Below are 18,761 nucleotides of genomic sequence, written 5' to 3' on the forward strand. Positions count from 1 at the left end.
GCAATAGCATATCGCTATCAACTCCAGTCAAACAATGCATTGGACGTATGCAGTAGGCGAACCTAACGTGGAAAACATGAACACCACACAGGGCAATGCCCGCCGCAAAGAACACGCAATCTCCACCTCGGTGCTGGTCATCGGAACCGGCGGATCGGGACTCCGCGCCGCGATCGAGGTCGCCGAGGCCGGGGTCGATGTCCTCGCCGTGGGCAAGCGCCCGAAGGAAGACGCCCACACCTCCCTGGCCGCCGGCGGCATCAACGCCGCCCTGGCCACGGTCGACCCGGAGGACACCTGGCAGCAGCACGCCGCCGACACGATCAAGGAATCCTATGGCCTCGCCAACCCCCGCACCGTCGAGATCGTCACCCAGGGTGCCGCCCAAGGCATCGCCGACCTGGAGCGATATGGAATGGACTTCGCGAAGGAGGACGACGGTCGGATCTCACAGCGCTTCTTCGGCGCCCACACCTGGCGTCGCACCGCTTTCGCCGGAGACTACACGGGCCTGGAAATCCAGCGCGCCCTCATTCATCGTGCCGAAGCCCTGAACGTCCCCATCCTCGACCGCGTCTACATCACGAAGATCCTCGTCGCCGACGGCCGCGTCTTCGGCGCCTACGGCTTCGACGTCATCGACGGCACCGGCTACCGGATCCACGCCGACGCGGTCATCCTCGCCGCCGGCGGACACAACCGGATCTGGCGCCGGACCTCCTCGCGTCGGGACGAGAACACCGGCGACTCGTTCCGTCTGGCCGTCGAGGCCGGGGCGCGCCTGCGCGACGCCGAACTCGTCCAGTTCCACCCCTCGGGCATCATCGAACCCGAGAATGCGGCCGGAACACTGGTCTCCGAGGCGGCCCGCGGCGAGGGCGGAATCCTGCGCAATGGCCTCGGCGAGCGGTTCATGGAACGCTACGACCCCGAACGCATGGAGCTGTCCACCCGCGACCGCGTGGCGCTGGCCGCCTACACCGAGATCGCCGAGGGCCGCGGCACCGAGAACGGCGGCGTCTGGCTCGACGTCTCCCACCTGCCGCGCGAGACCATCATGAACCGCCTGCCGCGGGTGTTCCAGACGATGATGGAGACGCAGATGCTCGACATTACGCAGTCACCGATCGAGATCGCCCCAACCGCGCACTACTCGATGGGCGGAGTGTGGGTCGACCCCGTCGACCACAGCACCGACGTCGACGGACTGTGGGCCATCGGCGAGGCCTCGTCCGGGCTGCACGGGGCCAACCGCCTCGGCGGCAATTCGCTCATCGAACTCCTCGTCTTCGGCCGCATCGTCGGGCAGAACGCCCTGGCCTACTCCGATGGGCTCGAGGCACAGGTGCGCTCGGCCGAGGCACTCGCCGAGGCCCGCGGCGAGGTCGACGAACTGCTCGCCTCGGACGGCACGGAGAACGTCCGGGCACTCCAGCGCGAGGTCCGCAACCTCATGACTGAGCACGCGGGTGTGGTCCGGGACGAGGCCGGGCTGCTCGCCGGACTGGAGAAGCTCGCGGGCATCGAAGCGAGGCTGGGTTCGGTCGGCATCCACCCGGACATCGCCGGATACGCCGATCTCTCGCACGCCTTCGACCTCAAGTCCTCGGTGCTCGCTGCCCGCGCGACCCTCGAATGTGCGCTCGAGCGCCGGGAGACCCGCGGCTGCCACAACCGCTCCGACTACCCCGAGCAGGACCCGCATCTGCAGGTCAACCTCGTCTGGTCGCCGTCGACGGGAGTCGTGCGCGAGGACATTCCGCCGGTCGATCCCGATGTCGAGTCGCTTATGCGCGCCGACGAGATCAGCCAGGTCGGCAAGCTCGTGGAGTGACCTCCCACTGCTACCTGACGGCGTCCCAGCTCCCTGGCGCCAGGGAGCTGGGACGCCGTCAGGTGTTTGCGGGGGTAGTCCACTTTTAAGAGTGACACGTCCTACAGGAGGAACGGTAGGTTGTGTCACTCTCGGTGCGTAGTGGCCCGGCGCGCGCCCTGCACCGAACGCACCCACCACCCAACCCATCGCCGAGGAGGGTGTGAAGATGGCGTCAGGAGGTGTCAAGACCGCGTTAAGATCCGATCCAAGGCACCCGCCGAGGCGGTGAGATGGACCCATGTCACCCACCCGTTCCACCCACTTCGCCAGCAGAGCCCCCGGCAACTTCGGGGGAGGTCGCCCATGAACTGGTTCACCGGCATCACCCAGATCCTCCTCGTCCTCGCACTCCTCGCCGCGGCTAATGCACCCCTGGGTGCCTATATGGCCCACGTGTTCACTACCGATCGCGACACTAAGGTCGAAGCCCTGTTCTACCGGATCACCGGCATCGACCCGGGCTCCGAGCAGCGCTGGCGGGTCTACCTCTTCTCGGTCCTTGCCTTCTCCGCGGTCTCGATCGGCGTGCTCTTCGCGCTGCTGCGCCTCCAGCACGTTCTGCCGCTGTCCAACGGCAAAGGCTCGGTGTCTGCCGACCTCGCCCTCAACACCGCGGTCTCCTTCGTCACGAACACGAACTGGCAGGCCTACTCCGGTGAGACGACGATGGGCTTCCTCGCCCAGATGGCCGGACTCGGCGTGCAGAACTTCGTCTCCGCGGCCGTGGGACTCGCGGTCGCCGTCGCCCTCATCCGCGGCTTCATGCGCCACAACTCCCTATTCATCGGCAACTTCTGGGTCGACCTGACCCGCGGGGTCCTGCGCATCCTGCTGCCGCTCTCCGTGCTCGCGGCCTTGGTCTACATCGGCCTCGGCGTCGTCGACAACCTCACCCCCGACCAGATCGTCCACACCGTCACCGGCACCGCCGGCGCCACTCAGACTATTCCTGGCGGTCCCGACGCCAGCCAGGAGGTCATCAAACACCTCGGCACCAACGGCGGCGGCTTCTTCAACGCGAACTCCGCCCACCCGCTCTCGGCCCCGAGCGCCCTGATCAACCTCCTCAATGTCTTCCTCATCCTCCTCATCCCCTCCGCCCTGCCCAGGACCTTCGGGATCATGGTCGGCAGCCGGAAGCACGGTTGGGCGATCCTCGCGGCCATGGGCATCCTCTTCGCACTCTCGCTGAGCGCCGTCATCGCCGCAGAAACCTCGGCGAGCACCCCCGCCGCCCAGGCCGCGGGCGCCGCGATGGAGGGACGAGAGACGCGCTTCGGCATCATTCCCTCGGCCTTCTTCGCCGTCGCCACGACGATGACCTCGACCGGAGCCGTGGACTCGGCCCACTCGAGCTATTCGGGCCTCGGCGGGGGAGTGCTCATGGTCAACATGATGCTCGGCGAGATCGCTCCCGGCGGCGTCGGCTCCGGCCTCTACGGCATGCTCATCGACGCCATCATCGCGGTCTTCGTCTGCGGGCTCATGGTCGGCCGCACCCCCGAAATCCTCGGCAAACGAATCGGACGACGAGAGATCACCCTGGCCAGCGGCGTCATCCTCATCACCCCGACCCTCGCCCTGGCCGGCACCGCCGTTGCCACCCTGTGGCCGGGCACGATGGATTCGATCCTCAACACCGCAGCAGGCTCCGCGACCCTCAACCCCCACGCCCTGTCCGAGCTCCTCTACGCCTTCACCTCGGCGGCCAACAACAACGGCTCCGCGTTCGCTGGGCTCGCCGCGGACACCCCGTTCTTCAACGTGTCTCTGGCTGTGGTGATGTTCCTCGGCAGGCTCGTCCCGATCGGGCTGGTGCTCGCACTCGCCGGTTCCCTGGCTGGCCAATACACCGCCGAGGCGACTCCCGGCACCCTGCCCACCCACCGACCGCTGTTCGTCGGGGTCGTCGTGGGCATCGGCCTCATCATCGGGGCCCTGACCTACCTCCCGGTGCTCGCGCTGGGACCGATCAACGAAGGACTGATGTGAGATGAGGAAGTCATCCACCGCACCAACGCAGGCTGCCGCCCCCACCCAGACACGCACCACCGCGACGCTGTCGCTGACCGCCCTCGCCGAGGCGGCCGTCCTCGGGCTGCGCAAGCTCGATCCGCGCACCGCCTGGCACAACCCCGTGATGTTCCTCGTCGAGATCGGCGCGGCCATCACCCTCGTCCTCGCGATCCTCGATCCCACCCGCTTCACCTGGGCGATCAGCATCTGGCTCATCCTCACCGTGGTCTTCGCCAACACCGCCGAGGCGCTCGCCGAAGGCCGCGGCCGCGCGCAGGCCGAATCGCTGCGGGCGACCCGGGTGAGCGCGAATGCACTGAGGATCGACGAGTCCGGCCACGAGGAGACCGTCCCCGCCTCCGCCCTACGCGCCGGTGACCGGGTGCGCGTCGTCGCCGGCGAGGTCATCCCCGGCGACGGCGACATCATCGCCGGAGCCGCGACCGTCGACGAATCCGCGATCACCGGGGAGTCTGCCTCGGTCATCCGGGAGGCCGGCGGCGACCGCTGCGCCGTGACCGGCGGGACGAAGGTGCTCTCCGACGAGATCACCGTGTCGATCACCGCGAGCCCGGGCGAGAGCTTCCTCGACCACATGATCGGCCTCGTCGAGGGTGCGAACCGGCAGAAGACTCCGAACGAGATCGCCCTCGGCGTCTTCCTCTCCGTGCTCACTCTCATCTTCATCCTCGTCGTGGGCAGCCTCGCCCCGATCGCTGCGTTCTCCGGCGCCCCGCAGTCGCTGACCGTGCTCATCGCCCTCCTCGTCTGCCTCGTGCCGACGACGATCGGTGCTCTGCTCTCGGCGATCGGCATCGCCGGCATGGACCGGCTGGTCGGGGCGAACGTCCTTGCCAAGTCCGGGCGGGCCGTCGAAGCCGCCGGCGACGTGTCGACCCTGCTGCTCGACAAGACCGGCACGATCACGATCGGTGACCGGCAGGCGAGCGATCTCGTTCCTTTGGGGTCGACGAGCGAAACCCAGATCGCCGAGGCGGCCCGACTCTCGTCCTTGGCCGATGAGACCCCAGAAGGGAGGTCCGTCGTCACTCTCGCCGAAACGGTCTTCCACGTCGAGGCTGCGGGTCTCGAGGCCTATCCCGAAGCCGAGTTCATCCCGTTCTCCGCGAGCACACGGCTCTCGGGAATCGTGTTGCCCGGGGAACGTGGAGCCGGAGAAACTGGAGCCGGCGGAACGGCTGGAGCAGCCGGAGATGCCGGAGGCGAGGGAACGGCTGGAGCGTCCGAATCCAGGGGGACGGCCGGCGTGAGTGCGCGAACCGTGGTCAAGGGCGCCGCGAAGGAGGTCATCGCCTGGGCGAGCGAGCGCGGCGCCGAGGTTCCCGCCGAGGCCACGGCTGAGGTCGAACGCATCAACACCGGCGGCGGCACCGCCCTCCTCGTGGCCGAGTCCATCGAAGCCGGCGCGCCTGCCGCCACCGCCGCGACCACGTCGGCGCGGGCTAGCGGCTCGGCAACCGCAGCGACGGCACCGGCCGCAATCGCGACGGCCACCGCGCGGATCCTCGGGGTCATCGACCTTCGCGACGTCGTCAAACCCGGCATAGCCGAGCGCTTTGCGACCCTGCGTCAGATGGGGATCCGGACCGTGATGATCACCGGCGACAACGAACTCACCGCCCGCTCCATCGCCCGGGAGGCCGGGGTCGACGATTTCCTCGCCGAGGCGACTCCCGAGGACAAACTCGACCTCATCCGACGCGAGCAGGCAGGCGGCCGGATGGTCGCGATGACCGGGGACGGGACGAACGACGCCCCCGCCCTCGCCCAGGCCGACGTGGGGGTCGCGATGAACACGGGAACGACCGCAGCGAAGGAGGCCGGCAACCTCGTCGACCTCGATTCGGATCCGACGAAGCTCATCGACATCGTCGCGATCGGCAAGCAGCTGCTCATCACTCGCGGGGCGCTGACGACCTTCTCGATTGCCAACGACGTCGCGAAGTACTTCGCGATCGTGCCCGCGATGTTCCTGCTCGCGTTCCCCGGACTCGGGGCGCTCAACATCATGGGGCTGCACAGCCCAGAGTCGGCGATCCTCTCGGCCGTGATCTTCAACGCCCTGATCATCCTCGCCCTCATCCCCGTCGCCCTGCGCGGGGTGCGGTTCACAGCGACGAGCGCCTCGGCGCTGCTGCGGACCAACCTGCTGATCTTCGGACTCGGCGGCCTCATCGTCCCGTTCATCGGCATCAAACTCATCGACCTCCTCATCGCCCCGCTGCTCTGACCACACCGTCCCAACGACCCCGCTGCTCTGAAAGACAGGCTCACCATGGTCACCCTCCTCACCCGCCAGCTGCTCACTGGCGTCAAGGTCCTTGCCGTCCTCACGCTCGTCCTAGGTCTCGCCTACCCGCTGTCGATGGTGGCGATCGGCACGCTCGTCCCCTCCCAGGACGCGTCGATCCGCGACGCCAGCGGTCAGGTCGTCGGCAATGCGCACCTGGCCCAGGAAGTCACCGGCGACGAGTGGTTCTACCCGCGACCCTCGGCCGGCGAATTCGACGGGCTCGCCTCCGGGGCGTCGAACCTCGCGGCCACCAGCCACGAACTCCTCGCCGACATCCGGGTCAGGCGGGCCGACATCGCCGCACGTGAGCACGTCGACCCGGCCGCGATTTCTGCGGATGCGCTGACAGCTTCGGCCTCCGGCCTCGATCCGGACATCAGCCCTGAGTATGCTCGACTCCAGATCGCTCGCGTCGCGCGCGAGACCGGAATCAGTGAGAGGGGAGTGGAGGCCATGGTCGCGAAGAACACCGCGCAGCCGCTGCTCGGCTTCATCGGCGAACCCCACGTCAACGTGACCACTCTCAACAACGACCTCGCCAACAGCTTGGCCGATTCATCCGACCACCGCACCGAATCGCCGGGCACGCACTGATGGTCCCACCTCGGCGGGGGACGCTCACGGTCTTTCTCGGCTACGCGCCCGGGGTCGGCAAGACCGTGGCGATGCTCGAGACCGCGGCCGCCGCCTCGGCGACCGGGCGCGATGTCGTCATCGGCATCGTCGAGGACCACGGGCGCGCCTTCACCCGTGCCCTGGCCGAAGGGTTCGAGATCGTTCCACGCCGGCAGGTTCCCCACCAGGGGAGGACCTTCGAGGAATTCGACCCCGAGGCGGTGCTGGCCAGATCCCCCGAGCTCGTCGTCATCGACGAACTCGCCCACACGAACGTCGTCCCTGACGAGGAGGCCCCCGCCCAAGACGCCACCCGGGCCAAGCGCTGGGAGGACGTCGAGGTGATCCTCGCCGCCGGCATCGACGTGTACACGACGATCAACATCCAGCACCTCGAATCCCTCGGCGACGTCGTCGGGGCCATCATCGGGCGCAGGCAGGCCGAACGCGTCCCCGACCCGTTCCTCCGCGCCGCCGACGAGGTCGAACTCATCGACATCAGCCCCGCCGCCCTGCGGGCCCGCCTCGCCGAGGGCAACATCTACGCCGCGGCGAAGGTCGACGCCGCGATGGCGAACTACTTCCGCCTCGGCAACCTCACCGCCCTGCGCGAACTCGCCCTGCTGTGGCTGGCCGACCGCGTCGACGAAGGCCTCGAGAAGTACCGTGACGAGAAGGGCATCCGCACCACCTGGGCCGCCCGCGACCGGATCCTCGTCGCCATCACCGGCGGCCCGGAATCGACCACCCTCATCCGCCGCGGCCTGCGCATCGCCGGCCGGGTGGCCGGCCGCGAACTCCACGTCGTCCACGTCGTCGAACCCGACGGCACCCGCCGCAGCGGTGCCCCGGCCCTGCTCGCCGCCCGCGAGCTCGCCGAGGCCAACAATGCCGTGTGGCACACCGTCGTCGGCGACGATGTGGCCAAGGCGCTCATCGAGTTCGCCCGCACCCTCAACGCCTCCCAGATCGTCCTCGGCGTCTCCCGCTCACCCTGGTACCGGCGCATGCTCGGCCCCGGCGTGGCCAATCGCGTGATCAATGCCGCCGCCGACATCGACGTGCACATGGTCACCCACGCCCAGGCCGCGAGATTCTGGCTGCCGGACCGCGAGTCCCCACGGGCCAACCCCCTGTCGACGCTGCGACGGATCCTCGGCTGGGTCATCGGAGTGCTCGCCCCACCGGCGCTGACCGCCCTGTTCATCGGACTCGGCCCCGGATCGACCTCGCTGAGCTTGAACTTCCTCTCCTACATCACCGTCGTCGTCCTCGTCGCCCTCATCGGCGGGCTGTGGCCAGCGGTGATGACGGCGGTGTTCGGCACCGTCCTCATCAACTTCTTCTTCACCCACCCGGTGAACTCTCTCTCGGTCAAACAGCTCGAGAACATCCTCGCCCTCATCATCTTCATCGCCGTGGCCGTCGCGGTCGCCACCGTTGTCGACAAGGCCGCCCGCCGCTCCCGGCAGGCCCAGGCCGCCGAGCACGAAGGGGCCGTGCTCAGCGAGCTCGCGGGAGCGATGATCGCCGAGGGCGACAGCCCCGAGGCGATGGTCGCAAGCATCCGCTCGACCTTCTTCCTCGACGGGGTGACGCTGCTGAGCGCGGGCGACGACGGGACCCGCGCGATCGCCTCGGCGGGGGAGGAGACCCGATCCCGCGCGCAGGCCGGAGAGATCATCGACCTCGACGAAACCACGTTCCTCGCGCTCAAGGGACGGGCGCTCAGCGCCGGCGAGCAGCGGATCCTCGACGCCTACGCCGGGCGGCTGCTGCGGGTGCTCACCGAATCCCGGCTGCGGGTTTCCCGCGAACAGGCCGAGGAGCTCTCCGCCGGCAACGCCGTCCGCACCGCCCTGCTCACCGCGGTCTCCCACGACCTGCGCACGCCGTTGGGGGCGATCAAGACCGCCGCCTCGGCGCTGCAGCTCGAGGAGATCGAACTCTCCGCCGCCGATGAACGACTCATGCTCGAGACCATCGAACACGGCACTGAACGCCTCGAGAAGCTCATCGACAACCTCCTCGACATGAGCCGGATCCAATCCGGTGCGGTGACGATCGCCACCGCACCGGTCCTCGTCGAGGATCTCGTCGCCTCGGCGCTGGCCGAAATTGACCCGGGATCCCGGGTTCTCGACCCGGGATCCCGGCCCAGCAGCCGAGGCTCGCAACCGCTCGACCAGGGATCCCAGCCGCCGATCACCGTCGACATCGCGCCTGGGACCTGGGTCGACGTCGACTTCGGGCTCTTCGAACGCGTGCTCGTCAACATCATCGAGAACTCCGTGAAGTACGGACAGGGATCCCCGATCATCATCGATGCCTCGACCGACGCCGAGGCGGTCCACCTGAGGATCGCCGACTCCGGCCCCGGAGTGGGTGCGGACGCCCTCGAACGGATCTTCACCCCGTTCACCAGGCTCGACGAGAGCAACACCGTGGGCCTGGGGCTGGGCATGGCGGTGGCGCTGGGACTGTGCCGGGCGATGAACATCGAACTGCGCGCCGAACAGACACCCGGCGGCGGATTCACCGCCGTGCTCACCTGCCCCGTGACCGAGGAGGCGGCCCCGTGACCGAGGAGGCGGCATGAAGCACGTGCTCGTCGTCGAAGACGACACCGACATCGCCCGGGCCGTGAGCATCGGCCTGCGCGGCAGAGGCCACGAGGTCTCGATCGCTTCGAGCGGTCGGCAGATGAATGAGATCCTCGCCGAGGCGGAGATCGACGTCATCCTCCTCGACCTCGGCCTGCCCGACGTCGACGGCATCGAGCTCATCGGCCAGGTGCGCCGGTGGAGTCAGGTGCCCATCGTCGTCGTCTCGGCCCGCCACGATTCCCATGGGAAGATCGCCGCCCTCGACGCGGGTGCCGATGACTATGTGACGAAGCCCTTCTCCCTCGGCGAGGTGCTCGCCCGGCTGCGGGCGATCGAACGGCGCTCGGGCTCCGGCGGCGGTTCGAGTCTCGTGCGCACCGGCGATGGGCGGGTGGTCATCGACCTGTCCGCCCACATCCTGGAGGTCGAGGGCGCCGAGGTGCACCTGACTCCCATCGAGTGGAACATGCTCGCGGTCTTCGTCAAACACAAGGGGGCGTTGGTCGAGGCCCGCACCCTGCTCACCGAGGTGTGGGGTCCGGAGTACAGCGGGGAGCGCGGCTATCTGCGCGTCTACATGTCCCAGCTGCGGCAGAAGCTCGAAGCCGATCCGGCCAGGCCTGCGTACCTGCACACGCAGATGGGGATGGGCTACCGGTTCATCCCGTAAGCTGCATCCTGCAGACGTCCCTTCGTCTCACCAGAAGTAAACATCAGCATCAGGAACACTGCGCTGATCGCCGTACTCAGGACGATGAGCACGGTGATGATGTTGCCGGTCTCCGCGCTCACCGCAGTCACTACTGTCGGCATCATTCCGCTCAGCCCGTAACCCACATTCCACGAGAACGCGGTGGCAGTTGACCGGATATGGGTTGGGAACGTCTCATTGAGGAAGATGATGAGAGGCGCACTGATGGCTCCGGAGATCATGACCATGACGGCACTGGCGACCAAGATCGACGCAGGTTGATCAGCAAGCACATTGTCGAGTGTCCAATAGAGTCCGGGAATCAGGATGAGGCAGCCGATGCCCGACCAGATGAATACCGGTTTGCGGCCCACGTGCTGACTGATGTGACCGCAAAGCACCGCGACCATCGCCGATCCGAGGACATTGATGATGACGAACAGGCTGGCCTGGTCCTGCGGTAAGTGGAAGTGTGATTTGAACACCGTCGGCAGGATTCCAGTAGTGAGGTAGTAGGGAGCGGAAGCCGAGAAGACGATCGCCGCAGTCAGGAGCATTCGTCCCCGCCATTGTCGTGAGAAGAGTCCGCGGATCGGTGTCTTTGGCACGGTCGGTGCATCCGCGGCGGTCTCTGCCCGTCGACTGGCCTCCCAGAGTGGCGATTCCTCGGTCCGGCGCACCACCACGTAGTTGATGAGTGCACCGAGCAGTGCGGCGAGGAAGAGGATGCGCCATCCCCAGCTCGCGAAGCCCTCTGGGCCGATGACCGCGCTGATGCCGATGACCATGAGGTTGATGATGACGACGGCGAGACTGGCGCCGCCACCCTTGATGAGTCCGGCAGTCATACCCCGGAATCGCTCGGGCACACTCTCTGTGGCCAGAGTGTGGGTGGAGGCGGCGATGCCGCCGACGAACAGTCCCTGAACTATGCGCAGGGCGATGAAGAGAATGGGGGCGGCGACGCCGATGAGTGCAGCGCCCGGCAGGATGCCCATGAGTGCGGTGGCGATCCCGGCCCCGACGACGCCGATTATCATCGACAGTTTTCGTCCGCGTCTGTCGGCCAGGGCCCCGAGCAGGAGAGCACCGAGGGGTCTGACCAGAAGACTGATGGCAAAGGACGCGTAGGTTGCGGTGAGGCTGAGCATATCGTTGTCGCTGGGGAAGAACACGACCGAGACGTACGAGGCCACGTGGAGGATGATCATGAGATCGAACATGTCGATCGTCCAGCCCAGCAGTGCTGCCCCGACCGCCTTGGCCTGCTCTCGGGTCAGACGTTCTTTGCCTCTGGCGGTGGTGGGAATTGTGTTGGATTTAGACATCGTTGTCTCTCCGTCTCTCGGTGTGGCTGGGTCAGGCGAATTGGAAGATGGCCTGGGGGTTGTCGACGAGGATGCGCTTGCGCACTGCCGGATCCGGCGCATAGCGTTCGAGCAGATCGAGCAGCTCGCCGTCGTTGGGCACCGGCCCGGAGTGCAAGGGGTGTGGCCAGTCGGTGGCCCACAACACACGATCGGGAGCAGTGGCGATGTACTCGCGTGCATAGGCTGCGGCATCGTCCCAGGGGTAGCCTGCGACCGATCGACGGTCGCCATTAGAGAGCATCACCCACCAGTTGCCTCGGCCGAGGAGTTCCTGCACGTGGGCGAAGTTCGGGTCATCCAGTCCGTATTCGTACTGCAGCGGGCCCATGTGGTCGATGATGATCGGAGCCTCGACATCGGCGAGCAGATCCGTGATCGGCTTCGGGTCGACACTGTTGAGATGGAGCTTGAGATGCCAGCCGAGGGGTGCCACACGTTGTGCCGTGCGCGTCACTTCTTCGGGATCCGGCATCCGATTCTTGAGCTTCGGGTGGTAGTTGAACCGTGCACCTCGCATGCCCGCCGCGTGCAGTTCGGCCAGTTGGTCATCGCTCGTCGAGTCATTCACGACTCCGCACCCCAGATAGTTCGGACCTGTTCGATGCAGGGCATCGACCATGGCAGCGTGATCGTTGCCGTAGGCGGTTGACTGCACGATGACGCCGCGGTCGATTCCGAGAGCTCGGTGCATGTCGAGCATCGCTTCGACTGTGGCCTGGTAGACGACGTAAGCCGCGTCCGGTTTGACAGGGAACCGCTGACGGGCACCGAAGATGTGGACCTGACTGTCGCAGGATCCGGGTGGGACGGCCGCAGCCGGCGCGCGGGTATCCGGGTCATAGAGGGCGTAGTCGAACATCGGTCTCCTTGCGGGGTTTGCAGTGGTGGTGTGCTTCAGACGAGAATGGCGGTCATCTCGGATTGGATGAGTATGTGGTCGCGGGTCGTGCCCAGGGTGACCTGTCGCACGGGCCGGTCGTTGTCGTTCGGGAAGATCTCCAGCCAGCGTCGATTGAGGATCTCTCTGACTGCGACCGACTGGATGCGCACGGAAAGCTTGATGACGTCGGCCCATGACCCTCCGGCCTCGGTGAGGATGGACTCCAGGCGGTCGAACATCAATAAACACTGCTCGCCGGGGTCAGCCGAGAACTCGTTCGGGTCGGAACCCCTCCCGCCTCCGTGGATCGCGCCGGTCATCAATGTGCCGCCGATGACACAGGCCGCCGGGATCGGATTCTCGTGGCTGAATCCGGAGATATAGAGACTGCGTCGTTGCGTCATGGGCGGGCTCCTCAACGTTGCCGATCTGGGATCTCACCCTACGAAGCGGGTCAGCAGAGCTTCAAGAGAACCTGTGGCGGGATTGATAGGCAACTCGAATAAATGAACGCCGAGCTGTTCAGAACGGCTGCATCCACCCTTCGGAACGAGATTTCTGCGTGGCCATTGACACGAATGTCGCGACTGCGGGCGCTGCGCCGCTGCGGTACAGCAGCCTGACCGGCAGCCATGCCGAGTCATCGATGACGGGATGGAGGGACACGGTTCCACCGGCGGTGATGTTCTCTGCGACCGACCTCGGCAGAATCGAGAGGCAGTCGGTTCCCTGTAGCGCGGTTAGAGCGCGGTTGCCGGGGAGCGGGTTGTCGAGGAATTTCGGACTCACCCCGGCTTCGTCGAGCATCTGGTCGATGAGCCCCTGATAGCCGGGGGCGAGATCGTGCGGGGTGACGAAGATGGTCTCATTGCCTAGGTCGCGCAGCTCCACGCTCTGGGCGCCAGCCAGGCGGTGCCCGCGCGGAATCGCGATGCAGACCTTTTCCCTGGCGACCAGAGTGCTCGACAGGTCCTCGGGCAGCGGATCGGTCCGTACCAGGCCCAGTTCGGCCCGTCCGCGGAGCACCGCTTCGATGACGTCGCGTTCCCACATCTCCAGAGCATCGATCGACATCTCCGGCAGTACGGATCGGCAGGTGGAGACGAGCTTCGGCAGGAACTCGTATCCGACGCTCATAGTGTAGAAGATCGTGAGTCGGCCGTGGCGGCCCGCTTGTGTCGCCCGAGTTCGTTCGACCGCCCGATCGAGCGAGGTGAGGATCGCATCGATGTCGGACCGGAAGCTCTGCCCAGCGGGAGACAGCTCGACGCGCCGAGTGCTGCGGGTGAAGAGTTCGACTCCGAGGTGGTCCTCGAGTCTCCTGATTCTCTGGCTGAGAGTCGGCTGCTCGATGCCCAGCGCCAACGCGGCGCGTCCGAAGTGGAGATCATCGGCCAGCTGGGAGAAAGAGCGCAGTGTCTCCATATCGAGATTCATTCCTGGATTTTATCAATGCCGGTTTCGGATTGCTTGAGTGGCAAAGGTTCGGGTTCTAGTTTGAAGAGACTGCCCTACCCGCGCCAACCGAAACTGCGAGGCTCTTATGAACACCTGTCTTCGAGGTTCAATCACTCCTCTGGTCACGCCATTCAACGATGACATGACGATCGACTACGGGGCACTGAGGGCCCTGATCGATGAGCAAGTCGAGGCCGGTTCTCACGGAATCTCCGTGACAGGAACGACGGGAGAACCCGGATCGCTCGTGCTTGCCGAACGGTTGGAGATGATTGAAGCGTCTGCCTCCGCACTCGATCGACGTCTGCCCTTCGTCCCGGGAACAGGGACGCATCAGCTGCCGGAGACGATCGAGCTGACTCGAAAGGCCGCCGAGGTGGATGCTGATGCCGCACTGATCATCGTGCCCTACTACTCGAAGCCGACTCAGAACGGCCTCTATGACTGGTATGCGCGGATTGCCAGCTCAGTCGATATAGATATCCTTCTGTACAACATCCCCTCGCGCACCGGTGTCGAAATTTCACCTGAGACCGTTGGCCGACTCTACCGTGACTTTCCCAATATCATCGGAATGAAGGAGGCCAGCCCGAATTTCTCCCATGCGAACTTCGTCATGCAGGATTGCGGTTCGGATTTCTTGCTGTTCTCCGGCCTCGAGGCGCTCTGTTTTCCGATCCTGGCCATCGGCGGCGCCGGTTTCATCAGTGTCACTGCCAACTTGGTCCCGGCGGAGATCGCTCGACTCTACGAGGTATTCGCCGCAGGTGACTGGGACGCTGCCCGAGCCCTCCACTATCGGCTCCTCGAACTCAATGACGTCGTGCTCACCGAGACCAACCCGACGGCTGTGAAATGGCTCCTCGGGCAGATGGGCAAGATCAATCCGAACGTTCGTCCTCCGCTCGTGCCGCTTTCTGATTCAGGTCGGACGACCGTGGCCGCGGCGGCCGCGACCTGGAACCTCCTGGACGGAGTGCGCGCATGAGTCTGAGTGAATCGACAGTCGCGGCGTTCGCGTCGGCAGGTACTCCGACGATCGCCAGCCAGTTGCTCAAGCGCGGCTTTCGCGACCAGTACATCCACGGAATCGCAGCGATCTCCGAGGGCAGCAAGATCATCGGGCCAGCCTGGACCATGCGCACCATCCCAGCCCGTGAGGACATGGAGGGATTGTGGCCGGGATCCTCACCCGAACCGGGCCTCAGCCTCTTCGCCGTCGTCGAGTCAGTGCCCCAGGGCAACGTGCTCGTCATCGATTCACACGAAGAGCGACGAACGGCGACAGGGGGAGACATTCTGCTTCATCGTCTGAAGGCCAAAGGCGCCGCGGGCATCGTTACGGATGGCAGTCTGCGTGACGTCGACGGCATCCGCAGCACCGGGCTGCCCAGCTTCTGTGCTGGAGCCACGGCGAACGTCAGTCGCAGTCATCTGCGCGTCGTCGAGCAGAATATTCCGATCGGCTGCGGCGGCACAGCGGTCTACCCTGGCGATATCATCGTCGGTGATGCCGACGGAGTCCTGGTCGTGCCGGAGCACTGTGCCAATGACGTGGCCAGAGACTCGTGTGAGCAGGAGCTGCTCGAAGAGTATCTCGCCGAGAGAATCCGGAATGGGGAATCGCTTGAGGGGATTTATCCTCCCTCCGCGCAGGTCAGAGCCGAATTTGCTGAACAGAGAGGAAAGAAATGATTATCGAAGCGACTTCGCTGTCACCGGAGGAGACCTATCGGCTACTTTCCGGTGTCGTCGTACCGCGACCGATCGCCTGGGTGCTGACGCGGACCGGAGACGGTGTAGACAACCTGGCTCCGTTCAGCTGCTTCACGTTCGTCTCGAACAAGCCGCCGATGCTGGGAATCAACATGGGACGCAAGAAAGGTGCCCGCAAAGACTCGCGCAGCAATATCGATGTGTCCGGTGAGTACGTGGTCCACATTCCGACGGCTAGGTTCACAGATGCGGTCCACACCAGCGCGAAGGAGTTCCCTGCCGAGGTCAGCGAGGTCAAAGTGCTCGGCCTGGAGACGGTGGCCTCGGCGCATGTGAGCGTGCCGCGGTTGCGCAATCTTCCTCTCGCGATGGAATGTCGTTTTCACAGTGCCGTCGCTTACGGAGACACCGGGGCCGAGTTCGTCGTCGGTGAAGTTCTGGCATTCCACGTCGATGACCGCATCTATGCGGATGGCAAGATAGATACCGCGCTCCTTGACCCGATCGCCCGCATCGGCGGGCCCAAATACTCGACGCTCGGGGAGATCACCACCTTGACCGCGATTGAGCAGACACCGAAGTCCGTGATCCCCAGCTGAACCGGCACTGCTATCCCAGCTGAGCCGACGCTGGCGCTGCGGGTAAACCTGTCATCCACAGCCTCTTGCCAGCTGATGCCTGGATAATTGATCCCAGCCGCCCACTTGATCACTTTCGGAAGGACCATGGACGACTATCGAAGTCCCAGCTGGGACATCTACTGCTGCATCTCATCACAACTTCATCCCGCGCGGGCAGGTGGACACCGTTGACCTGGCTGCTCTCGCTTCTCATCGGACTCCTCGTCGTCCTCCTCATCACCGTGGCCACCGGCTACTTCGTGGCGCAGGAATTCGCGTACATGGCCGTCGACCGCTCCCGCCTCGGCGCGCGGTCTGCCGCCGGTGATCGGGCCGCAGATCGGGCTCTGTCGATCACTCGCCGCACCTCATTCATGCTCTCGGGCGCTCAGCTGGGCATCACCGTGACCGGACTGCTCGTCGGCTATGTCGCTGAACCGCTCATCGGCACCGCCGTCGGAGAGGCCCTCGGCGGGACACCGATCCCGCAGGGCACCGGCATCCTCATCGGCACCGTGCTCGCCCTGCTCGCCTCGACGCTCATCCAGATGCTCTTCGGGGAGCTGTTCCCGAAGAACCTCGCAATCGCCCGCCCCGAGGCGCTCGCCACCTGGCTGGCCCGTTCGACATCGCTCTACCTTGCTGTCTTCGGGTGGCTGATCACGATCTTCGACAAGTCCTCGAACGTGCTGCTGCGTATCCTCGGCATCGAACCGGTCCACGACGTCGACCATGCCGCGACCCCGCGGGACCTCAAGCACATCGTCGCCGAATCCCGTGAAAGCGGCGACCTCGTCGACGAGGATTCCCTCATCCTCGACCGGATCCTCGACTTCCCCCAGCAGAGCGTCGAACACGCGACCGTACCCCGCTCCCGGGTCGACGTCGTCGGCGCCGACATGAGCCTGAGCGAGGCCCGTGGGCTCATGCGCACCGGACATTCCCGGTACCCCGTGCTCGAAGCGGACGGGCAGGTCATCGGCACGATCGACCTCCTCGACGTCCTCGCTCCCTCCGAGACCACCCTGCGCACCCTCATGCGGGAGCCGGTCTTTGTTCCCGAATCCCTGCCGCTGCCCGATGCGGTGCGCATCCTGTCCGATAACCGGACCCAGATCGCCTGTGTCGTCGACGAGTACGGCGGGTTCGCCGGCATCGTCACGATGGAGGACCTCGGCGAGGAGCTCGTCGGCGACATCGCCGACGAACACGACGTGGCTATCGAGGAGATCATCGAGGCCGGCGACGGCACGTGGACGGCCCCCGGCCTCATCCCCCTCGACGAGGTGGAGCGTGCCCTGCAGCGGGAACTGCCGGCCACCTCGGCGCAGACCCTGTCCGGGCTCGCCATCGAACATGCCAAGGGCTTCCCCGAGGTGGGGGAGCGGATCGTCATCGATCTGCCGGTCGACCCTGCGGAGTTCGCCAGCACGGAAACGCCGCGTCCCGCGCGACTGCTCGCCGAGGTGCTCGAGGTGGAATCGCACGTGCCCTTCCGGCTGCGGATCGGAATCGAAGTGGACCGATGAGCAACCCTTGGGTCATCGCCCTCATCACTGTCCTCATCATCGGGCTCAGCGCCTTCTTCGTCGCCGTCGAGTTCGCGCTCATCGCCGCCAAGCGGCACCGCCTCGAGGATGCCGCTCCCGGCAGTCGTTCGGCGCGTGCGGCCCTGCGCAGCTCGACCGAGCTCTCGGTGCTGCTCGCCGGCTCCCAGCTGGGCATCACGGCGTGCACGCTGGCACTCGGCGCAATCACGAAGCCGGCCGTCCACCACTGGATCACACCGGTCGCCGAGGCGCTCGGCCTGCCGCTGTGGATCGCCGACATTACCGGCTTCGTCCTCGCGCTCATCATCGTCACCTTCCTCCACCTGGTCGTCGGTGAGATGGCGCCGAAGTCGTGGGCGGTGGCCCATCCGGAGCGCTCGGCGATCATGCTCGCCGTGCCGATGCGGGCGTTCATGTTCCTCACCCGGCCGCTGCTGCACGTGCTCAACAACGCCGCGAACGCGTGCCTGCGCATCGTCGGCGTCGATCCCGTCGACGAGGTCGACCGGGCGCATACCTCGGATGATCTGCGGCAGCTGCTGCGGCATTCGGTGCAGGCGGGCACTCTCGAGCGGGAGTCCTCGGATGCCCTGCTCGGTGCCCTTGAGCTCAGTCGGATCAGCCTCGATGACCTCGTTGCAGGACGGGCGGAGCCGGTCGTCGTCGGTCCCGACGCGACCGTCGGGGAAGTCAGCGAAGCCGCACGCAGGACTCGCCACCGGCGTATCCTCGTGCGCACCGCGGCCGGGCAGGCGGCGACGCACATGGTCCATGTCCGCGACGTGCTCGATTTCGCTTCGGGGGACTCCGTCGCCGAGGTGATGCGTCCGGTCTCCGTGGTCGCGGGGTCGCTGACTGTGGTCCGGGCCTTCGGTGCGATGCGGGCCGAGTGCACACAGCTCTCGCTGGTCGAACGCAGCGACGGCAGATACGCCGTCGTCACGGTCACCGACGTGCTCACGCATCTGCTCACGGTGGACGGTGCCGAGGAGGCGCGACCCTCTCACTGATATCGCGATCCTCTGCTCGCTGCGGCGGACACCGCGCAG

The 18,761-nt window shown here is 66.0% G+C and carries 15 protein-coding genes; 11 read left to right on the top strand and 4 right to left on the bottom strand.

From position 1 onward, the window contains the following. The first annotated feature begins 76 nt into the window (after nucleotides 1–76). From CV023_RS17705 to CV023_RS17730, 6 genes are all read left to right on the top strand, one after another. Nucleotides 77–1,834, top strand: coding sequence for an L-aspartate oxidase (locus tag CV023_RS17705; RefSeq protein ID WP_230748377.1), 1,758 nt, complete (start codon nucleotides 77–79; stop codon nucleotides 1,832–1,834). Nucleotides 1,835–2,179: 345 nt separating this feature from the next. Continuing rightward, on the top strand, nucleotides 2,180–3,868 hold the full coding sequence (gene kdpA / locus CV023_RS17710; protein ID WP_230748379.1) for a potassium-transporting ATPase subunit KdpA: 1,689 nt from the start codon (nucleotides 2,180–2,182) through the stop codon (nucleotides 3,866–3,868). A gap of 1 nt (nucleotide 3,869) precedes the next feature. Continuing rightward, nucleotides 3,870–6,143, top strand: a complete 2,274-nt coding sequence (gene kdpB / locus CV023_RS17715) for an HAD-IC family P-type ATPase (protein WP_230748380.1) — start codon at nucleotides 3,870–3,872, stop codon at nucleotides 6,141–6,143. Nucleotides 6,144–6,188: 45 nt separating this feature from the next. Then, nucleotides 6,189–6,800 (top strand): potassium-transporting ATPase subunit C, encoded by a 612-nt coding sequence (locus CV023_RS17720; RefSeq protein WP_230748382.1) that lies wholly within the window; start codon nucleotides 6,189–6,191, stop codon nucleotides 6,798–6,800. After that, the gene (locus CV023_RS17725; protein ID WP_230748384.1) at nucleotides 6,800–9,403 is read left to right on the top strand and encodes a DUF4118 domain-containing protein; all 2,604 of its coding nucleotides are present in this window, start codon (nucleotides 6,800–6,802) and stop codon (nucleotides 9,401–9,403) included. Before CV023_RS17720 ends, CV023_RS17725 begins: the two co-directional genes overlap by 1 nt. A 13-nt stretch (nucleotides 9,404–9,416) precedes the next feature. Beyond that, nucleotides 9,417–10,097: a response regulator gene (locus CV023_RS17730; protein WP_230748386.1), complete on the top strand. Its 681-nt coding sequence runs from the start codon at nucleotides 9,417–9,419 to the stop codon at nucleotides 10,095–10,097. On the opposite strand, the gene CV023_RS17735 is transcribed toward CV023_RS17730, so the two are convergent. The 4 genes from CV023_RS17735 to CV023_RS17750 all read right to left on the bottom strand — a co-directional run bounded on the left by CV023_RS17735 (nucleotide 10,079) and on the right by CV023_RS17750 (nucleotide 13,805). Beyond that, nucleotides 10,079–11,446: an MFS transporter gene (locus CV023_RS17735; protein WP_230748388.1), complete on the bottom strand. Its 1,368-nt coding sequence runs from the start codon at nucleotides 11,444–11,446 to the stop codon at nucleotides 10,079–10,081. The two genes, CV023_RS17730 and CV023_RS17735, sit on opposite strands and share 19 nt — an antisense overlap. 31 nt (nucleotides 11,447–11,477) lie before the next feature. Continuing rightward, complete coding sequence (locus tag CV023_RS17740; RefSeq protein WP_230748390.1) at nucleotides 11,478–12,347, bottom strand: amidohydrolase family protein; 870 nt, start codon at nucleotides 12,345–12,347, stop codon at nucleotides 11,478–11,480. A 35-nt stretch (nucleotides 12,348–12,382) separates the two neighbouring features. Beyond that, nucleotides 12,383–12,772: a RidA family protein gene (locus CV023_RS17745; protein WP_230748392.1), complete on the bottom strand. Its 390-nt coding sequence runs from the start codon at nucleotides 12,770–12,772 to the stop codon at nucleotides 12,383–12,385. A 118-nt stretch (nucleotides 12,773–12,890) separates the two neighbouring features. After that, the gene (locus CV023_RS17750; RefSeq protein ID WP_230748394.1) at nucleotides 12,891–13,805 is read right to left on the bottom strand and encodes a LysR family transcriptional regulator; all 915 of its coding nucleotides are present in this window, start codon (nucleotides 13,803–13,805) and stop codon (nucleotides 12,891–12,893) included. A gap of 106 nt (nucleotides 13,806–13,911) precedes the next feature. On the opposite strand from CV023_RS17750, the gene dapA reads away from it, so the two are divergent. From dapA to CV023_RS17775, 5 genes are all read left to right on the top strand, one after another. Continuing rightward, nucleotides 13,912–14,814, top strand: coding sequence for a 4-hydroxy-tetrahydrodipicolinate synthase (gene dapA / locus CV023_RS17755; protein ID WP_269067524.1), 903 nt, complete (start codon nucleotides 13,912–13,914; stop codon nucleotides 14,812–14,814). Further along, nucleotides 14,811–15,521, top strand: a complete 711-nt coding sequence (locus CV023_RS17760) for a ribonuclease activity regulator RraA (protein ID WP_230748398.1) — start codon at nucleotides 14,811–14,813, stop codon at nucleotides 15,519–15,521. The genes dapA and CV023_RS17760 overlap by 4 nt, the downstream gene beginning before the upstream one ends. Beyond that, complete coding sequence (locus CV023_RS17765; RefSeq protein ID WP_230748400.1) at nucleotides 15,518–16,141, top strand: flavin reductase family protein; 624 nt, start codon at nucleotides 15,518–15,520, stop codon at nucleotides 16,139–16,141. Before CV023_RS17760 ends, CV023_RS17765 begins: the two co-directional genes overlap by 4 nt. Nucleotides 16,142–16,350: 209 nt before the next feature. Beyond that, a complete protein-coding gene (locus CV023_RS17770) occupies nucleotides 16,351–17,691 on the top strand; it encodes a hemolysin family protein (protein WP_230748402.1) in 1,341 nt (446 codons plus the stop codon). Next, complete coding sequence (locus CV023_RS17775; RefSeq protein WP_230748403.1) at nucleotides 17,688–18,722, top strand: CNNM domain-containing protein; 1,035 nt, start codon at nucleotides 17,688–17,690, stop codon at nucleotides 18,720–18,722. The genes CV023_RS17770 and CV023_RS17775 overlap by 4 nt, the downstream gene beginning before the upstream one ends. Nucleotides 18,723–18,761 lie beyond the last annotated feature (39 nt).

The sequence above is a fragment of the Brevibacterium sp. CCUG 69071 genome (genome assembly GCF_021023135.1).
GTDB lineage: Bacteria > Actinomycetota > Actinomycetes > Actinomycetales > Brevibacteriaceae > Brevibacterium.

Coding starts and splice junctions, on each gene's coding strand:
- kdpB (WP_230748380.1), top strand. CDS start 3,870: ATGAGGAAGTCATCCACCGCACCAACGCAGGCTGCCGCCCCCACCCAG.
- kdpA (WP_230748379.1), top strand. CDS start 2,180: ATGAACTGGTTCACCGGCATCACCCAGATCCTCCTCGTCCTCGCACTC.
- CV023_RS17765 (WP_230748400.1), top strand. CDS start 15,518: ATGATTATCGAAGCGACTTCGCTGTCACCGGAGGAGACCTATCGGCTA.
- CV023_RS17730 (WP_230748386.1), top strand. CDS start 9,417: ATGAAGCACGTGCTCGTCGTCGAAGACGACACCGACATCGCCCGGGCC.
- CV023_RS17775 (WP_230748403.1), top strand. CDS start 17,688: ATGAGCAACCCTTGGGTCATCGCCCTCATCACTGTCCTCATCATCGGG.
- CV023_RS17735 (WP_230748388.1), bottom strand. CDS start 11,446: ATGTCTAAATCCAACACAATTCCCACCACCGCCAGAGGCAAAGAACGT.
- CV023_RS17705 (WP_230748377.1), top strand. CDS start 77: ATGAACACCACACAGGGCAATGCCCGCCGCAAAGAACACGCAATCTCC.
- CV023_RS17750 (WP_230748394.1), bottom strand. CDS start 13,805: ATGAATCTCGATATGGAGACACTGCGCTCTTTCTCCCAGCTGGCCGAT.
- dapA (WP_269067524.1), top strand. CDS start 13,912: ATGAACACCTGTCTTCGAGGTTCAATCACTCCTCTGGTCACGCCATTC.
- CV023_RS17760 (WP_230748398.1), top strand. CDS start 14,811: ATGAGTCTGAGTGAATCGACAGTCGCGGCGTTCGCGTCGGCAGGTACT.
- CV023_RS17740 (WP_230748390.1), bottom strand. CDS start 12,347: ATGTTCGACTACGCCCTCTATGACCCGGATACCCGCGCGCCGGCTGCG.
- CV023_RS17745 (WP_230748392.1), bottom strand. CDS start 12,772: ATGACGCAACGACGCAGTCTCTATATCTCCGGATTCAGCCACGAGAAT.
- CV023_RS17725 (WP_230748384.1), top strand. CDS start 6,800: ATGGTCCCACCTCGGCGGGGGACGCTCACGGTCTTTCTCGGCTACGCG.
- CV023_RS17720 (WP_230748382.1), top strand. CDS start 6,189: ATGGTCACCCTCCTCACCCGCCAGCTGCTCACTGGCGTCAAGGTCCTT.